The 17,765-nt window shown below is 64.6% G+C and carries 22 protein-coding genes; 9 read left to right on the top strand and 13 right to left on the bottom strand.

Translation table 11 applies throughout. The features are described from left to right. Positions 1-5: 5 nt before the first annotated feature. Positions 6-980, bottom strand: a complete 975-nt coding sequence (locus LY632_RS12605; RefSeq protein ID WP_234091477.1) for a hypothetical protein — start codon at positions 978-980, stop codon at positions 6-8. 154 nt (positions 981-1,134) lie between these two features. Between LY632_RS12605 and LY632_RS12600 the strand changes: the two genes are divergently transcribed. Next, positions 1,135-1,350, top strand: a complete 216-nt coding sequence (locus LY632_RS12600) for a helix-turn-helix transcriptional regulator (RefSeq protein WP_234091476.1) — start codon at positions 1,135-1,137, stop codon at positions 1,348-1,350. Next, on the top strand, positions 1,337-1,996 hold the full coding sequence (locus LY632_RS12595) for a hypothetical protein (RefSeq protein ID WP_234091475.1): 660 nt from the start codon (positions 1,337-1,339) through the stop codon (positions 1,994-1,996). Before LY632_RS12600 ends, LY632_RS12595 begins: the two co-directional genes overlap by 14 nt. Before the next feature lie 10 nt (positions 1,997-2,006). On the opposite strand, the gene LY632_RS12590 is transcribed toward LY632_RS12595, so the two are convergent. The 7 genes from LY632_RS12590 to LY632_RS12560 all read right to left on the bottom strand — a co-directional run bounded on the left by LY632_RS12590 (position 2,007) and on the right by LY632_RS12560 (position 7,919). Beyond that, the gene (locus tag LY632_RS12590) at positions 2,007-2,960 is read right to left on the bottom strand and encodes a calcium/sodium antiporter (RefSeq protein ID WP_234091474.1); all 954 of its coding nucleotides are present in this window, start codon (positions 2,958-2,960) and stop codon (positions 2,007-2,009) included. Positions 2,961-3,149: 189 nt separating this feature from the next. Next, positions 3,150-4,559 (bottom strand): type I glutamate--ammonia ligase, encoded by a 1,410-nt coding sequence (gene glnA, locus LY632_RS12585; RefSeq protein ID WP_234091473.1) that lies wholly within the window; start codon positions 4,557-4,559, stop codon positions 3,150-3,152. 51 nt (positions 4,560-4,610) lie between these two features. Beyond that, a complete protein-coding gene (locus LY632_RS12580) occupies positions 4,611-4,949 on the bottom strand; it encodes a P-II family nitrogen regulator (RefSeq protein WP_234091472.1) in 339 nt (112 codons plus the stop codon). Further along, entirely contained in the window at positions 4,946-5,089 is a 144-nt protein-coding gene (locus LY632_RS12575; RefSeq protein WP_234091471.1) for a hypothetical protein, read from the bottom strand. The genes LY632_RS12580 and LY632_RS12575 overlap by 4 nt, the downstream gene beginning before the upstream one ends. Positions 5,090-5,171: 82 nt before the next feature. Beyond that, positions 5,172-6,107 carry an N-acetyl-gamma-glutamyl-phosphate reductase gene (gene argC / locus LY632_RS12570; protein ID WP_234091470.1) on the bottom strand — a complete coding sequence of 312 codons (936 nt, stop codon included), beginning with the start codon at positions 6,105-6,107 and terminating at the stop codon, positions 5,172-5,174. Beyond that, positions 6,107-6,448, bottom strand: coding sequence for a hypothetical protein (locus LY632_RS12565; protein ID WP_234091469.1), 342 nt, complete (start codon positions 6,446-6,448; stop codon positions 6,107-6,109). The genes argC and LY632_RS12565 overlap by 1 nt, the downstream gene beginning before the upstream one ends. Before the next feature lie 82 nt (positions 6,449-6,530). Continuing rightward, entirely contained in the window at positions 6,531-7,919 is a 1,389-nt protein-coding gene (locus tag LY632_RS12560; RefSeq protein WP_234091468.1) for a M17 family metallopeptidase, read from the bottom strand. 66 nt (positions 7,920-7,985) lie between these two features. On the opposite strand from LY632_RS12560, the gene LY632_RS12555 reads away from it, so the two are divergent. Together LY632_RS12555 and map are read left to right on the top strand one after the other, a co-directional pair. Next, a complete protein-coding gene (locus LY632_RS12555) occupies positions 7,986-8,786 on the top strand; it encodes a DUF4163 domain-containing protein (RefSeq protein WP_234091467.1) in 801 nt (266 codons plus the stop codon). A gap of 46 nt (positions 8,787-8,832) precedes the next feature. Further along, entirely contained in the window at positions 8,833-9,663 is an 831-nt protein-coding gene (gene map / locus LY632_RS12550) for a type I methionyl aminopeptidase (RefSeq protein ID WP_234091466.1), read from the top strand. Positions 9,664-9,779: 116 nt separating this feature from the next. On the opposite strand, the gene LY632_RS12545 is transcribed toward map, so the two are convergent. Beyond that, positions 9,780-10,439: a heme exporter protein CcmB gene (locus tag LY632_RS12545; protein WP_234091465.1), complete on the bottom strand. Its 660-nt coding sequence runs from the start codon at positions 10,437-10,439 to the stop codon at positions 9,780-9,782. Beyond that, positions 10,436-11,014: a heme ABC exporter ATP-binding protein CcmA gene (gene ccmA / locus LY632_RS12540; protein ID WP_234091464.1), complete on the bottom strand. Its 579-nt coding sequence runs from the start codon at positions 11,012-11,014 to the stop codon at positions 10,436-10,438. Before ccmA ends, LY632_RS12545 begins: the two co-directional genes overlap by 4 nt. 59 nt (positions 11,015-11,073) lie before the next feature. Between ccmA and LY632_RS12535 the strand changes: the two genes are divergently transcribed. After that, on the top strand, positions 11,074-11,364 hold the full coding sequence (locus tag LY632_RS12535; RefSeq protein WP_234091463.1) for a 4a-hydroxytetrahydrobiopterin dehydratase: 291 nt from the start codon (positions 11,074-11,076) through the stop codon (positions 11,362-11,364). Here the strand turns inward: LY632_RS12535 and LY632_RS12530 are convergent. From LY632_RS12530 to LY632_RS12520, 3 genes are read right to left on the bottom strand one after another with little or no spacing between them, the layout of a single operon-like run. After that, complete coding sequence (locus LY632_RS12530; protein ID WP_234091462.1) at positions 11,361-12,170, bottom strand: SDR family oxidoreductase; 810 nt, start codon at positions 12,168-12,170, stop codon at positions 11,361-11,363. The genes LY632_RS12535 and LY632_RS12530 overlap by 4 nt on opposite strands. 33 nt (positions 12,171-12,203) lie before the next feature. Next, the gene (locus LY632_RS12525) at positions 12,204-14,162 is read right to left on the bottom strand and encodes a S9 family peptidase (protein WP_234091461.1); all 1,959 of its coding nucleotides are present in this window, start codon (positions 14,160-14,162) and stop codon (positions 12,204-12,206) included. A 35-nt stretch (positions 14,163-14,197) separates the two neighbouring features. Next, a complete protein-coding gene (locus LY632_RS12520) occupies positions 14,198-14,815 on the bottom strand; it encodes a DNA-3-methyladenine glycosylase (protein WP_234091460.1) in 618 nt (205 codons plus the stop codon). A 90-nt stretch (positions 14,816-14,905) separates the two neighbouring features. Here LY632_RS12520 and LY632_RS12515 point away from each other — a divergent pair, with 90 nt between their 5' ends. The 4 genes from LY632_RS12515 to LY632_RS12500 are packed head-to-tail and all read left to right on the top strand — an operon-like array spanning position 14,906 to position 17,468. Beyond that, positions 14,906-15,223 carry a 2Fe-2S iron-sulfur cluster-binding protein gene (locus LY632_RS12515; protein WP_234091459.1) on the top strand — a complete coding sequence of 106 codons (318 nt, stop codon included), beginning with the start codon at positions 14,906-14,908 and terminating at the stop codon, positions 15,221-15,223. A gap of 42 nt (positions 15,224-15,265) precedes the next feature. Further along, positions 15,266-16,279: a cysteine synthase A gene (locus LY632_RS12510; protein ID WP_234091458.1), complete on the top strand. Its 1,014-nt coding sequence runs from the start codon at positions 15,266-15,268 to the stop codon at positions 16,277-16,279. A gap of 59 nt (positions 16,280-16,338) precedes the next feature. Beyond that, on the top strand, positions 16,339-16,698 hold the full coding sequence (locus LY632_RS12505; RefSeq protein ID WP_234091457.1) for a hypothetical protein: 360 nt from the start codon (positions 16,339-16,341) through the stop codon (positions 16,696-16,698). A 2-nt stretch (positions 16,699-16,700) separates the two neighbouring features. After that, the gene (locus tag LY632_RS12500) at positions 16,701-17,468 is read left to right on the top strand and encodes a GldG family protein (RefSeq protein WP_234091456.1); all 768 of its coding nucleotides are present in this window, start codon (positions 16,701-16,703) and stop codon (positions 17,466-17,468) included. The last annotated feature ends 297 nt before the right edge of the window (positions 17,469-17,765 follow it).

Here is a 17,765-nt window from a genome sequence, read left to right as displayed (position 1 = left end):
CCCGATCAGTCGACCAGCAATTCGATGGCGGCGGCTACCAGCCGGGTTTCCGGATCGATACGATAAACATAGCCATCGGAGTAACGGTAATAGCCGTCCGGTCCGTCCACATATCTGTCACGATAGCGGTAAGGCACATTGTAAACCGGGTAGCCTTCCGGGACTGGCTGGCCGATCACGAAATCATCCCCGGTCAGCAGGGCCGCAACCGAGGTGATGGCGGCGGTCTCGGGATCGACGCGGTAAATGACATTGTTGGCATAGCGATAGCCCGCAGGCTGTAGCCCGTAATACTCGCGATAGTACGGCCTCAGTTCGACCGGCTCGTAATAGCTCGGCCACGGATTTCCGATGGCCAGTGCACCGCCGAGCAGCGGGATCGAAGCCGAGATCCGACCATCGCCGCCAAGCCGGATCAGGAAACCGTCATCGTAATAGAAGCGAGCGTCGCCAAAGCCGCCATAGCCGAAATAAGCCGGACGGTAGAACGCACGCTTTTTGGCGAGGCCGGGCGGCAAGCAGCCATTGTACTTTTTGGCGAGGCCCGGCGGGCATCCGTCGTAACTGCTGCTGCGGCGGTCGAAGTCGCGGAAGATGGAGAAATTGTCGCCTCGGTCGACATAGGTAACGCGCACGTCGTCGCGGCCGCGGTCATCCCGATCGCGGTCGCCGCGACCTCTGTCATCACGCCGCTTGCCTTCATTAGCCTTGCCGTTCGGACCCAAGCCGATCCGCGCGTCGGTGCTTCGATCAGCACGCTCGGGCCCCTTCATTTTCGGGCTTGTCTGGGGCTTGCCCCGGTCGTCCTCCATCCGCATCGGGCGAACGTCGGGCTTGCCGCCGCCCTTGTTGCCTTCGACCTTGGCAGGCGGGCCGCCACGATCTTTTCCATTGCCTTGGCCCTTGCCGTTTCCGGGATTCGCATAGGCCCCGGTTGCGGCCAGCGCTATGGCGGCGATCGAGAGAGTGAGGATACGCACGGCTTTCTCCTTCGCCGTTCCAACGCCATCGCCGGACAGCGGTTCCGCCCAAGACCGAGAAGAGACTGACTGTCCCTGTAAAGAACTCTTGACTGACAAGAGCTCTTTACAGTAAAGAACTCTTGTCAGGCCGTAGCGGCAGTGAGGTGAATCGGTGCTCAACCGGTTGAAGGAATTTCGCGAGGAACGCAGTTGGAGCCAGGGAGAGCTGGCCCGGCGCCTGGGTGTTTCGCGCCAGACCATCAATGCGGTTGAAACGGACAAGTACGATCCTTCGCTGCCTCTGGCGCTGCGCATGGCAAAGCTGTTCGGCGTTAGTGTGCCGGACCTGTTTATTGACGATTGGGAGCCGGAGAATGACGATGGTTGAGAAGGCACCGAAGCCGCTCTGGTCGGGCTGGGTCAAGGTGGCAGGGCTGGCCTTGGCAGGCGGCATATTCGGCTTTTTCATGGCCCGCACCATTGGGCAGGAATTCAAGGACGGAGGCGCGCTATCGGCGGTCGCAAATTCCGAGATCAGCCTGCTGGTCGCTGCAATGTATGTTGTAATGGGGCTGTTCGTGTTCGTTGGATCCCTTTCGCCCAAAGTCGGTGCAGCGATCCTCAACGTTGAAGACGCCGACGAGGTGCGCGAACAATCGACGGTCTTCTTGCCGAGCGCGATAGGGTGTGTTCTGATGGGCATTGCCCTTGGCGCTCTTGCCCTTGGTGGAGAGAATGGATTGCTATCTGCCGGGACGGCCGGCGTCATGGCTCTGCTATCTCTCGTCTTGGCAACCATTGTCTCCCTGGCTGCAACACGGCGTTCCGATGAGCTGATGCGAGCGGTCTACAAAGAAGCCGGCTCCACGTCCTTTTACCTACTTTCTGCCGTTGTCGGCGGATGGGCAGCGGCAGCGCAGCTCGCGCTGGTGCGGATGCCGACGGCGCTCGAGGTCGTGACGCTCGTTTTTGCTGTCCCCCTCGCGGCATCGTTCTGGGTTATCGGCAAACGCGGAATGCTGCTCCCGCGCTGAACCGCCGCGGCTAACGCATCAGCAGGAATGCTGTGTAGCCCATGGCCATTGCTACCAGCACCCCACCCTCGGCTCGCGTAATGCGCCAGCCGCTGCGCAACTGGACCAGCATGAGGGTGGTCACCGCCGCCAGCACCCAGATGTCGAACCGGGCGATCTCGGCGGGCACCTCCAGCGGGTGAACGATGGCGGTCAGGCCGAGAATGCCCAGCACGTTGTAAATGTTGGACCCGACGACATTGCCCAGCGCCACCTCGGGGTGCTTCTTCCATACGGCGACGAGGCAGGCGATCAGTTCGGGCAGCGAGGTGCCGAACGCGACGATGGTCAGGCCGATGACCGATTCGGACATGCCAGCAGCAGTTGCCAGCTGCACTGCGCCGTCAACCAGCAGACGCGCACCGTAGATGGCCGCGGCGAGCCCGGCGACGACCATCAGGCCCAGTACCCACGGGTTGTGAGACCTGGGCATCGTGTCGGCCAGCTCGGCTTCGTGCCGTTCGGCCTCGGCGTCGTGGCTGATCCTTTCCGACTGGTAGGCCCAATAGAGATTGCCCACCAGCGCGGCGACCAGCACGACCCCGACCAGTGCTGTAATCGTTCCCAGCAAGACCGCGCCGACGCACAGCACGGTAGAGGCCCCCAAGGCCAGTGCATCACGCTTGAAAGCCTCCGGCCGCACCACCAGAGGCATTAACAGGGCCGAGATGCCCAGTATCAGCAAAATGTTGGCAATGTTCGATCCGATCACATTGCCCACAGCAATACCAGGCGAACCTGCCATTGCCGCCTGGACGCTCGTGGCGAGTTCCGGTGTCGAGGTGCCGAAGCCGACGATCGTCAATCCTGCGAGGAGCGGCGAGATCTTCAGCAATTGCGACAACCCAACGGCACCGCGCACCAGCAGTTCGCCGCCAGCCGCGAGCAGGACGAGACCGCCAACAAGAAGCAATGTAAGGGTCATTCGGAAGTCCGTCCCGGAGAATTGCAGGCAATCCCGCCGACATCACGAATGCGCCGGCCGCATTCGCCAGAGGGGCCCGGTGGTGGGCAGCCAATGGCAATCCTCGGGTGTGATTTCAAGGGTGTGCGCATGCGCAAAGGGCGCCCGGATCGCTCCGGACGCCCCTTGCATGCTGATGGATCGAAGCGATCAGTAGCTGTAGTACATGTCGAATTCGACCGGGCTGGGGGTGGTTTCCCAGCGCACCACATCGTCCCACTTGAGCTCGATATAGGCGTCGATCTGGTCCTTGGTGAAGACGTCGCCTTTCAGCAGGAACTCATGGTCGGCGGCGAGTGATTCCAGCGCCTCGCGCAAGCTGCCACACACGGTCGGCACTTCGGCGAGCTCGGCCGGCGGCAGGTCGTAAAGGTTCTTGTCCATCGCATCGCCCGGGTGGATCTTGTTCTGGATCCCGTCGAGACCGGCCATCAGCAGCGCGGCATAGGCGAGGTAGGGGTTGGCCATCGCGTCGGGGAAGCGGAACTCGACGCGCTTGGCCTTCTCGCCCGCACCATAGGGGATGCGGCACGAGGCCGAGCGGTTGCGGGCCGAATAGGCCAGCAGCACCGGCGCCTCGAAGCCCGGCACCAGCCGCTTGTAGCTGTTGGTGGTCGGGTTGGTGAAGGCGTTGAGCGCCTTGGCGTGCTTGATGACGCCGCCAATGTAATAGAGGCAGTTGGTCGACAGGCCGGCATATTCGTTGCCGGCGAAGGTCGGTTTGCCGCCTTCCCAGATCGACATATGGGTGTGCATGCCGCTGCCGTTGTCCATCTTAATCGGCTTGGGCATGAAGGTCGCGCTCTTGCCATAGGCGTGGGCCACCTGGTGCACGACATACTTGTAGATCTGCATGTTGTCGGCGGTCTTGACCAGCGTGTCGAAGGTCAGGCCGAGCTCGTGCTGCGCCGCGGCCACTTCGTGGTGGTGCTTGTCGCAATTGAGACCCATCTCGAGCATGGTGGCGACCATTTCGCCGCGGATGTCGACAGCGCTGTCGACCGGGGCGACGGGGAAATAGCCTCCCTTGGCGCGCGGGCGGTGAGCCATGTTGCCGCCGTCATATTCCTTGCCCGAATTGGTCGGCAGTTCGATGTCGTCGATGGCGAAGCCCGAACCGGCATAGCCGTCTTCGAAGCGGACGTCGTCGAACATGAAGAATTCGGCTTCCGGACCGACATAGACGGTGTCGCCGATGCCGGTGGTCTTGAGATAGGCCTCTGCGCGCTTGGCGGTGGTGCGCGGGTCGCGGCTGTACCAGTCACCGGTCGAAGGCTCGACGATGTCGCAGAAGATGATCATCATCGGGGTGGCGCTGAACGGGTCCATGTAGACCCGGTCGAGGTCCGGTTTGAGGATCATGTCGCTTTCGTTGATGACCTTCCAGCCCTCGATCGAGGAACCGTCGAACATCAGGCCGTCCTCGAGCTCGTCCTCGCCCATGATGCCGGCGACCATCGTAAGGTGCTGCCACTTGCCCTTGGGGTCGGTGAAGCGCAGGTCGACCCATTCGACCTCGTTTTCCTTGATCTGCTTGATGACGTCTTTGGCCTTGGACATTGGGTGCTTCCTGTATTGATGGTCTTTGGATCGGGTGGAGAACTGTAACGATCAGATCGCGTCGTCGTCGCGTTCGCCGGTGCGGATGCGCAGCGCGCTTTCGATCGGCGAGACGAAGATCTTGCCGTCACCGATGCGGCCCGTTTGCGCAGCATTGGCGATGGCCTCGATGACGTTTTGCGCGATGGTATCGGGCACGACGACCTCTAGCTTCACCTTGGGCAGGAAGTCGACGACATATTCGGCCCCGCGATAGAGCTCGGTATGGCCCTTCTGGCGGCCGAAGCCCTTCGCTTCGGTCACGGTGATGCCGGATACGCCGACTTCGTGCAGCGCTTCCTTCACTTCGTCGAGCTTGAACGGCTTGATGATCGCTTCGATCTTTTTCACCGCTTGAAATCCCCCTGCGCATCGGGCCGGCGGGGCTCTGGCAACACGAATGCTGCGCGGCGGCCGGCTGTGTCCTCAATAATCACCCGCGTGCGATCCAAGAATCGTGCCAGAATCGATTGCAGGCCCAGCGATGCCATTTGCCTAAGGCAATCGGCAGAGTCGGGGAAGGGTGCAAAAGGCGGGCTGGCGAATGTTGCCCAAGTGGTGAGCGTTGCGTGCCTAATTATTAGGCAGAGCGAGGCCCGCCGTCTCGGGCAAGCCAGCCATGAGATTGAGGTTCTGCACCGCTGCGCCGCTCGCACCTTTGCCCAGATTGTCGAGCCGGGCGATGAGGCGGGCCTGCGTTCCGTGTGCGTCCGCATAGACCGACAAGAGCATGTCGTCATGCGGCGCATCTTGCGTGCGCAGCAACAGCTCTTGAGTGTCGGCCGGCTCGATCCACACCACCGGGCTGCCAGCGAAAAAAGCGGCGAGGCAAGCGCTTATGTCTGCGGGTGATGCCGCCCCGGGAATTGCTGCAAGCGGCAGCGGCACTTCGACCAGCATGCCGCGATAGGCGGGCACCACCGAAGGCGCGAACAGCGGGGCATGAGCGAGCCCTGCATGGCGCTGCATCTCGGGGATATGCTTGTGCCCGAAGCCGAGCGCATAGGTTCGGAACGCAAGCTCGGGATCGGCTTCGAACCGCTCGATCAGGGCCTTGCCGCCGCCGGAAAAACCCGACACCGCATTGATAGTGAAAGGCCAATCTGCGGGAAGCAGGCCTGCGCGAACCAGCGGCGCGACCAGGCCGAGGAAGCCTGTGGGATAGCAGCCGGGATTGCTGACCAGCCGGGCATTGGCAACCTGGTCCCGCCCGGTCAGTTCCGGGAAACCATAGGTCCAGCCATCCGCCACGCGATGCGCGCTGGAAGCATCGATGACGCGGGTCTTGCTTGCCGGGTCGATCATCGCCACCGCTTCGATGGCTGCGTCGTCGGGCAGGCACAGAATGGCAAAATCGCTGTCGTTGAGCGCTGCGCGCCGCGCCGCCGGGTCCTTGCGCTGCGCCTCGCCCAGCACCACGAGGTCGAATTCGGTGCGCCCGGTCAGGCGTTCGCGGATTTCGAGGCCAGTGGTGCCCACCGCCCCGTCAATGAAGACAGTGAAGGCCATCAGATATCGAAGGCGGAACGCGCGACGTAGCCGCTCGGACCTTCAGAGCCGCAAGTGCCCCACACCCAGTTGCGGGTGATATCGAGCGCTTCGAATGCCTCGCCCGTTCCCAGCTCGGCGACGGCTTCGCTGGCCTCGTCCATCGCCAGCAGGATCGGTGCCGGTCCGCGCGCGACCTCGATCACTTGCGGCACGACATAGTGCGGCACGAGGTAGCGGCTTGCGAGGGCGATATGCGCGACATCTCCACGGATCGGCAGGGTGCCCGGTTCCGGGCGCGCAACCGGGCCGATCAGTGCCAGCTGGCCCTGCGGAATCGGATATTGCGCACCCTCGCTCACTGCTGCCTTCAACCCCTGTTAGCGTCCAGAATTCCGCGCTTAGACTGCGCCATTCCCGCTAGCAAGCATAGCGCCGCACAGATTACCCAGCAGTGAAACGTTCCTGCAACATTCGCCAACTGGCGCGCAGGCCGTAGGCCTCGCCACCCTTGGGGCGGCCCGGTTTGGCGAAGGGCCGCCAGGCGAAGGTGTCGAAATGGGCCCAGTCGATGTCCTCGCCCACGAACCGGTCCAGGAACAGACCTGCGACGCTGGCCCCGGCGAAAGCATTGGCATGGCTGTTGTTGATGTCCGCAATGTCCGACTTGAGCCATTCGGCATAGGCCTTGGGCAGGGGCAGACGCCAGACCTCGTCGTCGCAGGCCTTGCCCGCCGCGATCAGCGCCTCGGCCGTCTCGTCGCGCCGCGCCATCAGACCGGGCAGGTCGGGGCCGAGCGCGACGCGGGCTGCGCCTGTGAGGGTAGCGAAGTCGATGATCAGTTCGGGCTTCTCCTCGCTCGCCCGGGCCAGCGCGTCGCCAAGAATAAGCCTTCCTTCGGCATCGGTGTTGCCGATCTCCACGGTCAGCCCCTTGCGGGTCTGGAGCACATCGCCGGGGCGGAAGGCATTGCCGGAAATGGCATTCTCGACGGCCGGCACCAGCAGGTGCAGCCGCACCTTCAGTCCGGCGCCCATGACAAGGCCCGCCAGCGCGATGGCATGTGCCGCGCCGCCCATGTCCTTCTTCATGAGCAGCATGCCGCTGGCAGGCTTGATATCGAGGCCGCCGCTGTCGAATGCGACGCCCTTGCCGACGATGGCGAGAACCGGGTCCTTCTCCTTGCCCCAGGTCAAATGCATGATACGCGGCGCATGCTTGCGGTCCGCGGCGCGGCCGACGGCGTGGACCATCGGATATTCGCGCTCCAGCGTTTCGCCCTTGGTGACGGTGAGCTTGGCGTGGTACTTCTTGGCGAGTGCTTCGCATTCGGCTTCGATAGCGGCAGGTCCCATGTCCTCGGCCGGGGTGTCGACCATGCGCCGCACCAGCGCGACGGCTTCGGCCTCGGCGATGGAGGGGGCGATCGCCTTGACGTCCTCCGTCAGCAGGATGCGCGGCCCCTGCGCCTTGTCGTCTTCCTTGCGGTATTTGGTGAAGCGGTACTGCGCGGTCTGCCAGCCGAGCAACGCGGGCCCGGTCGCGGCGTTGGCGAGACGGTAGGTCCCGCCCGGTAGTACTTCGGCCAGCTTGGCAAGGCACCAGCTCGAAAGCGCCTGCGGATTGGCCACGCCGCCGACCGCGAACCAGCCGTCGCCATCGGGCACGATCCCGACCTGATAGCCGCCACCATCGAATTTCTGCGCGGCCAGTGCGGCGCGCTGCCCGGCGCCAAGCGACTTGCTCCATTCGGCGAAGCTATTTTCGCTGACAAGGTGGATGGCAAGGGCGTCTTGCCCGCGATCGGGCTGGATAAGTTCAGCTTTGGTCATGTAATGTCCGTTTGGCGAAGCGCTTAAGGGTGTTAATGGGAAGCGCTTGGAATGGAGTCAAACCGGATGATGCGTGTCGCCTGCCTGTTGTTGCCTGCTCTGGCCCTCGCGGCCTGCAACCCGTGGGGCGGCAAAGGTGCGGATGATGGCAAGCCGCCGGTCGCCGCGACACCGGCACCGAGCCCGGCAGACACCAAACCGGAAGCGCTCAAGGTCAGCGAGGATACTCAGCTCTACAGTTTCGACTTCGCCTATCCGGTCGAGGTCGCCGCGATTCCCGAACTCAAGGAACGGCTCGACAGCGAGATGGCCAAGGCCAAGGACAAGCTGATCGCGCAGGCCAAGTCAGCCGAAGCCAGTGCCCGCGACGAGGGTTTTCCCTACAACGCCTATGCCGAGGGGACCAACTGGCAGGTCGTAGCCAACACTCCGCGCTTCCTGAGCCTGTCAGCGGCGGTCTACAGCTACACCGGCGGGGCGCATCCCAACAGCGGGACGAAAACGCTGGTCTGGGACCGGGAGGCCAAACGGGCGCTGGCACCGGTCGATTTCTTCGCTTCGGCCGAAGCGCTCGAAGAAGCCGTGCGCGAACGGTTCTGCTCCGCGTTGCAAAAGGAGCGCGGCCAGCGCCGCGGGCCGGAAGGCGAAAAGGTCGAGGGCGAGTTCGGCGAATGCCCGCCGCTTGCTGACCTGACCGTGCTGCTTGGCTCCTCGAATGGCAGGAAGTTCAACCGCATCGGGCTGGTCGCCGATCCCTATGTCGCAGGGCCTTATGCGGAGGGAGATTACGACATCACCGTGCCCGTCACCGCCGAAGTGCTCGAGGCGGTTCGCCCGGCGTACAAGGACGCTTTCACGCTGCGGTAGGATGCCACGCTAGGATTCTGGCGCGCCAGTCGCTACATAGCCCGGCATGAGCGAATACCAGGTTATTACCAGCGACGACGACGTCCAGCGCGACGGCACCATCAAGCTGCACGGCCCCGACGGGTTCGAAGGGATGCGCAAGGCCGGGCGGCTGGCGGCGCAGATCCTCGACGAAGTGGCCGACTTCGTGAAGCCCGGCGTTACCACCGGACAGATCGACGATCTCGTCCGCACCATGACGCTGGACGGTGGGGCCGTGCCAGCGACCATGGGCTATCGCGGCTATGCGCACAGCTGCTGCACTTCGATCAACCACGTCATCTGCCACGGCATCCCGGGCGACAAGGTGCTGAAGGATGGCGACATCATCAATGTCGATGTGACCCCGCTGCTCGACGGTTGGCACGGCGACACCAGCCGGATGTATTTCGCCGGCGAGCCGTCGCTGAAGGCGAAGAAGCTGGTCGATGTGACCTACGAATGCCTGATGCTGGGGATCGAAGCGGCCGCGAAGCCCGGCGCGCGGCTGGGCGATATCGGCGCGGCGATCGAGGAACATGCGCGGCAGTACCGTTATGGCGTGGTCCGCGAATTCTGCGGCCACGGCCTCGGCCGCCTGTTCCACGACGCGCCCGAAGTGGTCCATGCCGCGCGGGCGGGCACCGGCCCGCTGCTCAAGCCGGGCATGTTCTTCACCATCGAGCCGATGATCAACCTCGGCAAACCCTGGGCCAAGGTGCTGGGCGACGGCTGGACTGCGGTGACCCGCGACAAGAGCCTGAGCGCGCAGTTCGAACACTCGCTCGGAATCACGGAGAACGGCATCGAGATTTTCACCGAGAGCCAGACGGGCCGGCACAAGCCGCCGTATAATTGAGCACCAACAAGACCCCGTCACCACGGCCCTGAGCCGGGGTCCCGCTGTTCTTGCGGGATTGCACTAAGCCAGAAGAAAATCGGGACCCCGGGTCAAGCCCGGGGTGACGGAATGGGTCAGGACTCGCGCGCCGCCCGGATAGCGGCCCCCGCCGCAAACGGCGCAATCGCGCATAATCCCAGGCTGATCGCCCCTGCCAGCGCCACGCCGGTCGTGTCGCCCTGTGCCAGGCTCCCGGCGCCGAAGATCAGGATCGGCACAGCCAGCGGCAGCAGCATCAGCCCGCCGAGTGCGGCTCCGGCGCGGAGGCTTGCCATCAGGCTGGCGACGATCAGGCCGATGGCGGCGAGGCCGGGGGTGCCTGCGATCAGACCCAGCAGCAGAAGACCAAGCGTCTTCCCGTCGAGGCCGAGCAACGCCGCTGCCGGAAAGCACGCAAGGAGCAGCAGCGGCGCGAAGGCGAGCCAGTGCGCCAGGAGGCGGCTGGCCATGGTCACTTCCTCGGCGATGCCGCGCAGCGCCAGCTGGTCAAACACGCCGCCGTGGAGGTCGTCTGCCACCAGCCGGTCGAGCGGCAGGATCGCAGCGAGCAGTGCCGCGACCCACAGCACCCCGCCGCCGGTCCGCGCCAGCAGGGGCGCATCGGGCCCGACCGCGAAGGGATAGAGCATCGCCACGGCGAGGAAGAACACGAGAGGCAGCACCGCCCCGCCGCGCGCGCCGCCGGGCAGCAGCAGCGCAAGGTCGCGCCGGATCAGGGCACCGAAACCGCTCACCGCTCGTAATCCGTGATAGCTAAGGTTTGCGCAGCAATCGCGGTCGGCTGGTGCGAAGCGATGACGCAGATCCCGCCGCCGCCGCAATGCAGCGCCACCAGCGCCTCGACCTTGGCGCAGGCGCTGGCATCGAGCCCGTTGAACGGCTCGTCCAGCAGCCAGATCTCACGCGCCTTGCACATCAGCCGGGCGAAAGCGGCGCGCTTCTTCTGGCCGGTCGAGAGATAGCGCACCGGCACGTCGAGCAGCGGCTCCAGCTCCATTACCGTGATCGGGCCGGATGGATCGCTGCACCCGTCGAGCCGCTCCCAGAATTGCAGTGCCCGGGCCAGCGGCCAATCGGGATCAAGCGCCAGCCGCTCGTCGATCAGGCCCATGCTGCCCTGGCTCTCGACCGCGCCTTCGAAGGGCCGCAGAAGGCCCGCCAGGATGCGGATAAGGCTCGACTTGCCGGTCCCGTTGGGGCCGGTGACGTGGAGCGCGCTTCCCGCCTCCAGCGCAAAGTCCAGGCCGGCGAACAGCAGGCGGTCGCCGCGACGACAGGCAAGGTTGCGTGCGGCGAGGGCTGCGGGCATGGAGCGGGCACTAAGCGCAAAAGCGCTTGTTCACAAGCTGTGCCCGAACGGAGAGAACCATGTCCATCGTCAAGCTGACTGACCCAGAACGCGCCACCTGGCTGGAAGCCCTCAAGGGGTGGCAGATGGCCGAGGGCAAGGACGCGATCATCCGCGAGTTCCGCTTCGCCGACTTCAACGAGGCCTGGGGGTTCATGAACCGGGTCGCACTGCTGGCCGAGAAGGCCGATCACCATCCAGAATGGTTCAACGTCTACAACCGGGTCGAGATCACGCTGACCACGCATGATGCCGACGGGCTGTCCATGCGCGATATGGAGCTGGCCAAGGCCATCGACGACTTGATCTAGTCGCCCAGCAACTGCATCGCCCCGCGCTCGCGCGATTGCTTGCGCACGCGGCCCGGCATCCAGCGCGCGCCGAAGGCAATCCGCTTGGCCGTCTTGCCGACCGGCCAGTGCATCTGGTCCTCATGCACTGCGCGCCAGGCGGCTTCCGCCACTTCTTCGACCGGCGTGATCTCCAGCCCCGAGGCATGGACACGGGCGCGGATGTGTTCGTTGGTCCCGGCATTGGGCACCATGTCGAGCAGCGGCGTGTCGATGAAGCTGGGCATCAGCGAGCGGACATTGATCCCGACCCCGGCCCATTCGCCGTCGAGGCTCTCGGTAATCCCGCGCACCCCGAATTTGGTCGCGCAATAGACCGATCCGCCCGCGCTGCCATAGATCCCCGCCGCGCTGGCAGTGTTGAGCAGGCATGATCCCGGTGCGGTCTTCTTGAGGTGCGGATAGGCCGCCTGTGCGCCGAACAGCACGCCCTTGAGATTGATGTCGAGGCAGCGGGTGATCTCGTCCTCGCTGTTGAGGATCAGCGACCCGCCGATGGGAATGCCGGCGTTGTTGGCCAGCACATCGATGCGGCCCCCGGCGGCACTGGAAAACCCCTCCAGCGCGGAATCCCAGGCGGCCCGGTCGCGGACATCGAAGTTGACGCTCCAGCAGTTGGCCTCGCCGATCAGCCTCGCCGTCTCGGCCATGCCGCTGTCGCTGATGTCGCCGAGGCCGACGAACCAACCCTCTTTGGCAAACTTCTGCGCGATGGCCCGGCCGATGCCGCTGCCGCCACCGGTGATGAAAATGCTCTTGCGTGTCATGTGTCCTCTCCCGACTTTGACCGCGCTTTAAGCCTACCGCGGTGCTCCTGCCAATCCCTCGACGAATTCTGCGCCCTCGACGATCTGCGCGGTCGATTGTGCCAGCGTTTCGCCGAGCGGTTCGGCCCGGCCGCCGAGGTTGGTGGCGAGGAAATTCTCCGTCACCGCGCTGAAGGCGATGTTGTTGGCGGGCTTGGCGAAGCCGTGGCCCTCGTCGGGGTAGAGCAGGTAGGTCACCGGCACGCCCGCGTCCTTCATCGCGCCGACGATCTGGTCGCTTTCGGCCTGCTTGACGCGCGGGTCATTGGCACCCTGCGCGATCAGCAGGGGGCGCACGATCTCGCCGGCCTTGTGAAGCGGGCTGCGCTCCTTGAGCAGGGCGAGGCCCTCCGGCGTGTTCGGATTGCCCATGCGGGTGTGGAACTGTGCCACGATCGGCTCCCAATAGGGCGGGATCGATTCGAGCAGGGTCTCGAGATTCGACGGGCCGACGATGTCGACCCCGCAGGCGAACGCTTCCGGCGTGAAGGTCAGCCCCGCCAGCGTGGCATAGCCGCCGTAGGAACCGCCCATGATCGCGATCTTGTCGCGCGGGGTGATGCCTGATTCGACCGCCCATTCGACCGCGTCGATCAAATCGTCATGCATCTTGCGGCCCCATTGCAGGTTCGCCGCATTGACGAAGCCCTTCCCGAAGCCGGTCGAGCCACGATAGTTCACGGAAAGCACGGCATAGCCGCGATTGGCGAGCCACTGGTGGTATCCGTTGAAGCCATAGCCGTCGCGCGCCCACGGCCCGCCATGGACCAGCAGCACCATCGGCACCGGCGCGTCGGGCACTCCGTCACCGGTGCTGTCGGTACCCGGCGGCAGGGTGAGGTAGGACGGCAGCGTCAGCCCGTCGCGGCTTTTGAGTTCGAGCAAGTGCATCGGACGGAGCGGGACCTCGGCCAGTTCGGGGCGGGTGACATAGAGCTGCGTCAGCGTGCCCGCGTCGCGGTCATAGAGATAGCTGGCGGCGGGCTTCACCACCGGGTCGTTGGCGACGATCCACTTGCGGTCGTCGTCCGTGCGGCTGGCAATGCCGAATTCGCCTTCCAGCTCGGATCGCAGGAAAGCGAAGGCCTGGCCGATCTCCGGATCGAGCGCGGTCCATTCGCGCTTGAGATAGGTCGCGCTCCAGGCCAGCACTTCGCCGGTCTGCTGGTCGCGCAATGTGCCGCCGATATCGGCGCGCGGGTCCTCGGCGACGAGCGTGGTTGTGCCGCTTTCCCAGTCCATCGCCAGCAGCGCAGCAGTGTCGCGCCCGTCACTGTCGAGCCAGTACATGGTCCTGCCATCGCGGGTGAAACCGGCAGGCGCCGTGGTCAGCGCATCGTCGAGTGCGGTGGACTTGAAGGGTTCCTCCTCGACGACGTTATCGACGACACGGAAATAGTCGGTGCCGCCGTCGGCATTGGGCAGGACGGCGAGCCGCAGTTGCAGGTCGTCGTCGGCCATGAAGCCGGCAAAGGCATTGTTCTCCAGCACCAGCGACAGCGCGCCGGTGTTGAGATCGAGCAGATGGACATCGAAGAAGCGCGCATCGCGGTTGTTGAGGCCGATCAGCAGCTTGTCCTTATGGGTGTCGGACCCGCCGACCAGCTGCACCCGCGTGTTCTCGAACGGGGTGAGGGTGGTTTCCTTGCCCGTTTCGACATCGATCCCGTAGAGCAGGAAATTCTCGTCGCCGCCCTTGTCCTGGATGTAGAGCAGGCTGCGGCTGTCGGGCGCCCAGAAATACTCACGGATCGGTCGGTCGGTCGAGGCCGACATGGCCCGCGCCGCCTCGGGATCATCGCTCGGCGCCAGCCAGATATTGAGCACGCCATCTCTGGGCGCGAGCCAGCTGAGCCATTTGCCGTCAGGGCTGATCTGTCCGGCGGCGCGGGTCGGGTTGCCGAACAGGTGATCGCGGGGGATGAGCGGGAAAGCGTCGATGCTGGTGGTCATGCAGTGTCCGTCGAATGGCAAACAGGGGAAAGCGATCAGATCGCTTCCATATTGTAGGTATGCCAGGCGAAGATTGCGACCGCGCCGCGATGCGGGCGCCAGGCCTCGGCAAGCTCTCGCACGACCTTTTCCTTGGGCATTTCGTCGTGCCCCAGTATGCGTCCGACCGCCTTCTGCACCGCCAGATCGCCTGCCGGCCAGATGTCCTGTCGCCCTTCTGCGAACAGCAGATAGATTTCGGCAGACCACCGGCCGATGCCCTTGATCCGGGTCAGTTGGGCGATGGCTTCCTCGTCATCGGCAGGCAGGCTGCCGAAGTCGAGTTCGCCGCTTTCGACCAGTTCGCACAGCGAGCGGGCATAGCCCTGCTTCTGGCGGGAGAGGCCGCAGGCGCGGAGCGTATCGAAATCCCGTTCGAGCAGGCGGGACGGGCTGAAGCCTTCGCCCAGCTCTGCCTCCAGCTTGCGCCACATCGACGCAGCCGCCGCGACCGAGACCTGCTGGCCGACGATGGTGCGCAGCAGCGTCATGTATCCGGTCGGGCGGATGCGCGGCTCGGGATAGCCCGCCCGCTCCAGCACCGCCGCGATGCGCGGTTCGCGTACCGCCACTTCGTCCAGGCCCTCGCGGATTTGTTCTGCGGTCAGTCCCAATCTGCAACCCCTCTCTTGCCTTGCGCGCGCGCACCGCTTAGCAGCGCGGGCAACAGGCCGATAGGCCGGACAACTCATACGGAGCAAGCAATGCCGAAGCTGGTGGTGGTCAATCGTGCGGGCGAGGAAACGACAGTCGAGGTCGCTGACGGCCTGACGGTGATGGAAGCGATCCGCGACAATGGTTTCGACGAACTGCTGGCGCTGTGCGGCGGTTGCTGCTCCTGCGCCACCTGCCATGTCCATGTCGATCCGGCCTTCGCCGACCGGCTGCCCAGGATGTCGGAAGACGAAGACGATCTGCTCGAATCGTCCGACCACCGCGAGGCCACTTCGCGGCTCGGCTGCCAGATTCCCTTCACTGCCGATCTCGACGGTCTGAAGGTTACTATCGCCCCTGAAGATTGAACTTTGTTGGCGCTGGGCAGGGGAGCGCCTACCTCCCCGCCCATGACGACAGCTGCGCCTTTCAAGGACACAATCTCCCTTATCGGCAATACTCCGCTGGTCCGCCTCGCCGGACCCAGCGCTGCGGCCGGTTGCGACATCTACGGCAAGTGCGAGTTCGCCAATCCCGGCGCTTCGGTGAAAGACCGGGCGGCGCTGTGGATCATCCGCGATGCGGAAGCGAAGGGCGAGCTGAAGCCGGGCGGAACGGTGGTCGAGGGCACGGCGGGCAACACCGGGATCGGCATTGCGCTGGTCGCCAATGCGCTCGGCTACAAGACCATCATCGTCATGCCGGACAACCAGAGCCAGGAAAAGATGGCTACCCTTCGCGCGCTGGGCGCTGAGCTGGTGTTGGTACCGCCGACCAAATATGCCGACTGCAACCACTTCCAGCATGTCTCCCGCCGGATGGCAGGAGAGATCGAAGGCGCGATCTGGGCCGGGCAGTTCGACAACACCGCCAACCGCAAGGCGCATATCGAAAGCACCGCGAAGGAGTTGTGGGATCAGCTGGGCGGCCGGATCGACGGCTTCACCTGCGCTGCCGGAACGGGCGGGACCATTGCCGGGGTCGGCATGGGGCTCAAGGAGCTGGACGAGAACATCGTCATCGCCCTGACCGATCCGCACGGGGCCGCGCTCTACAATTACTATGCCCATGGCGAACTCAAGAGCGAAGGCTCCTCGGTGGCTGAAGGCATCGGCCAGGGCCGCATCACCGGCAATCTCGAAGGCGCGCCGATCGACACCCAGTTCCGCATTTCCGACGAGGAAGGGCTGGATTGGGTCGCGCGGCTCTTGCGGGAAGAGGGGCTGTGCCTTGGCCTGTCGAGCGGGATCAATGTCGCCGGGGCTATCGCGCTCGGCAAGCAGCTGGTCGCCGAGGGGCGCGAGAACCCGCAGGTGGCGACAATCCTGTGCGACACCGGCTTCCGTTATCTCTCGACGCTCTACAATGCCGAGTGGCTGCGCTCGAAGAGCCTGCCGGTCTTCGACTGGCTCGTCGAGGCCTAGGGCGCAGGGCCGTGGCCGGTTCGTTTGACGTTCAGGCCAAGGTGGCTAAGATGCGGCGCATGAACCCGCTGCCCCAGCTGCTCCGCCCTGCGGCGGAAGAGGTCCATCCCGTGCCCGATCTTGCCAAGGGAGGCGAGGTCGCGCACCGGTTGCAGGTCGGCCTGATCGGCCTTGGTGCGATGATCCTGCTAGTGGGTGTTGCCGACATGATCATGACGCGTGCCCAGCAGACCGAGCAGGCCGCCGTGCCTGAAGCGGCGGCAACGGTCGAACCGGCGCCAACGCCCGACCAGAACAACGATGCGCTGGAAGCTGCCGGGGTCGTGCCGGACCTGCCCAAGGACGCCGTGGACGAGCCCGTGCCCGATGGTCCGGTCCTTCCGGCGCAGGGCGACGCATCCCGGCCAGCCGGGCAATAGCCATGCGTATTGCCGGAGCGGTGCTGGCCGCCATGCTGCTGGCCGCTTGCAGCGCTTCCACCCCGGTCTCGCCGGTCGAGTCGGCCACGAAGGAAAATCTGGGGCTGATGACCAGCCTGCCCATCCTTTGGTCGGGCAATGATGCCTTTGCGGCCCTGGCCGACGGCGAAGAGGTCCAGCCGCATTGGGCCGTGGCGACGCTGGACCGGGCGTACCGGATCGATCCGCTCGATGCGCTGTCGCCTGAAGCATTGCAGCGTACCGATGTCCTGCTGCTGGCCCAGCCGCGGGTGCTGGCACCGGCAGAGAATGTCGCGCTCGACGAGTGGGTGAGAGCCGGCGGGCGGGTGCTGCTGCTGGCCGATCCCAAGCTGGTCGGCGACTACGACTTCCCGCTGGGGGATCCGCGGCGACCGATGGACACTGCCATGCTCAGCCCGATCCTCGCTCGCTGGGGACTGGAATTGCTGCATGATCCCGCAGCGGCCAGGCTGCGCACCGTTTCGCTGGGCGAGGCAGAGATGGCGGTGGCCGACGGCGGAAGCTTTCGCCTGACGCCAGCCGATGGTGCGACATGCCGGTTGATGCTGGATGCCCTCGCTGCAAGCTGCGCTGTCGGAAGTGGGCACGTCGTGCTGCTGGCCGACGCGACCTTGCTGGAGGATCCGGTTGGCGGGGAGGGTTCGCCCGCCGCACTCAGGGCTCTTTTGGGGATGACGCGGGAAAACGGACCGGAGTCGACTCGGGAAACCGCGGGAACGGATCGCTGACGTCGGGAATCTACGGGAACCAGCCCTCCATTCAGGGGATTCGGCGGGTTTTCTCAGGGATTGCGAACAAGTATCGACAGTCTGTCGGGTGTAAAAAATGAAATTAATCATTTAGTTACCACATAATCCCTTATTTTTCCGCGTTTTCCCCTTTAATCCCGCTGAATGCCGCGTTATGACGGCTTCTCATTGGACAAGCTGATTTGTCGCGCGCTTCCGGAGGCGGGGAGCGAGCCGGTGGCGCATGCGCTTCCGAAGGCAGGAAAGTTGTGTCCACAGGTGATGGCGCTCACTCGA

Source organism: Erythrobacter sp. SDW2 (assembly GCF_021431965.1).
Taxonomy (GTDB): Bacteria; Pseudomonadota; Alphaproteobacteria; order Sphingomonadales; family Sphingomonadaceae; genus Parerythrobacter.
The sequence above is the reverse complement of the archived record's forward strand: the minus strand, read 5'-3'. Positions and strand labels throughout refer to the sequence as shown.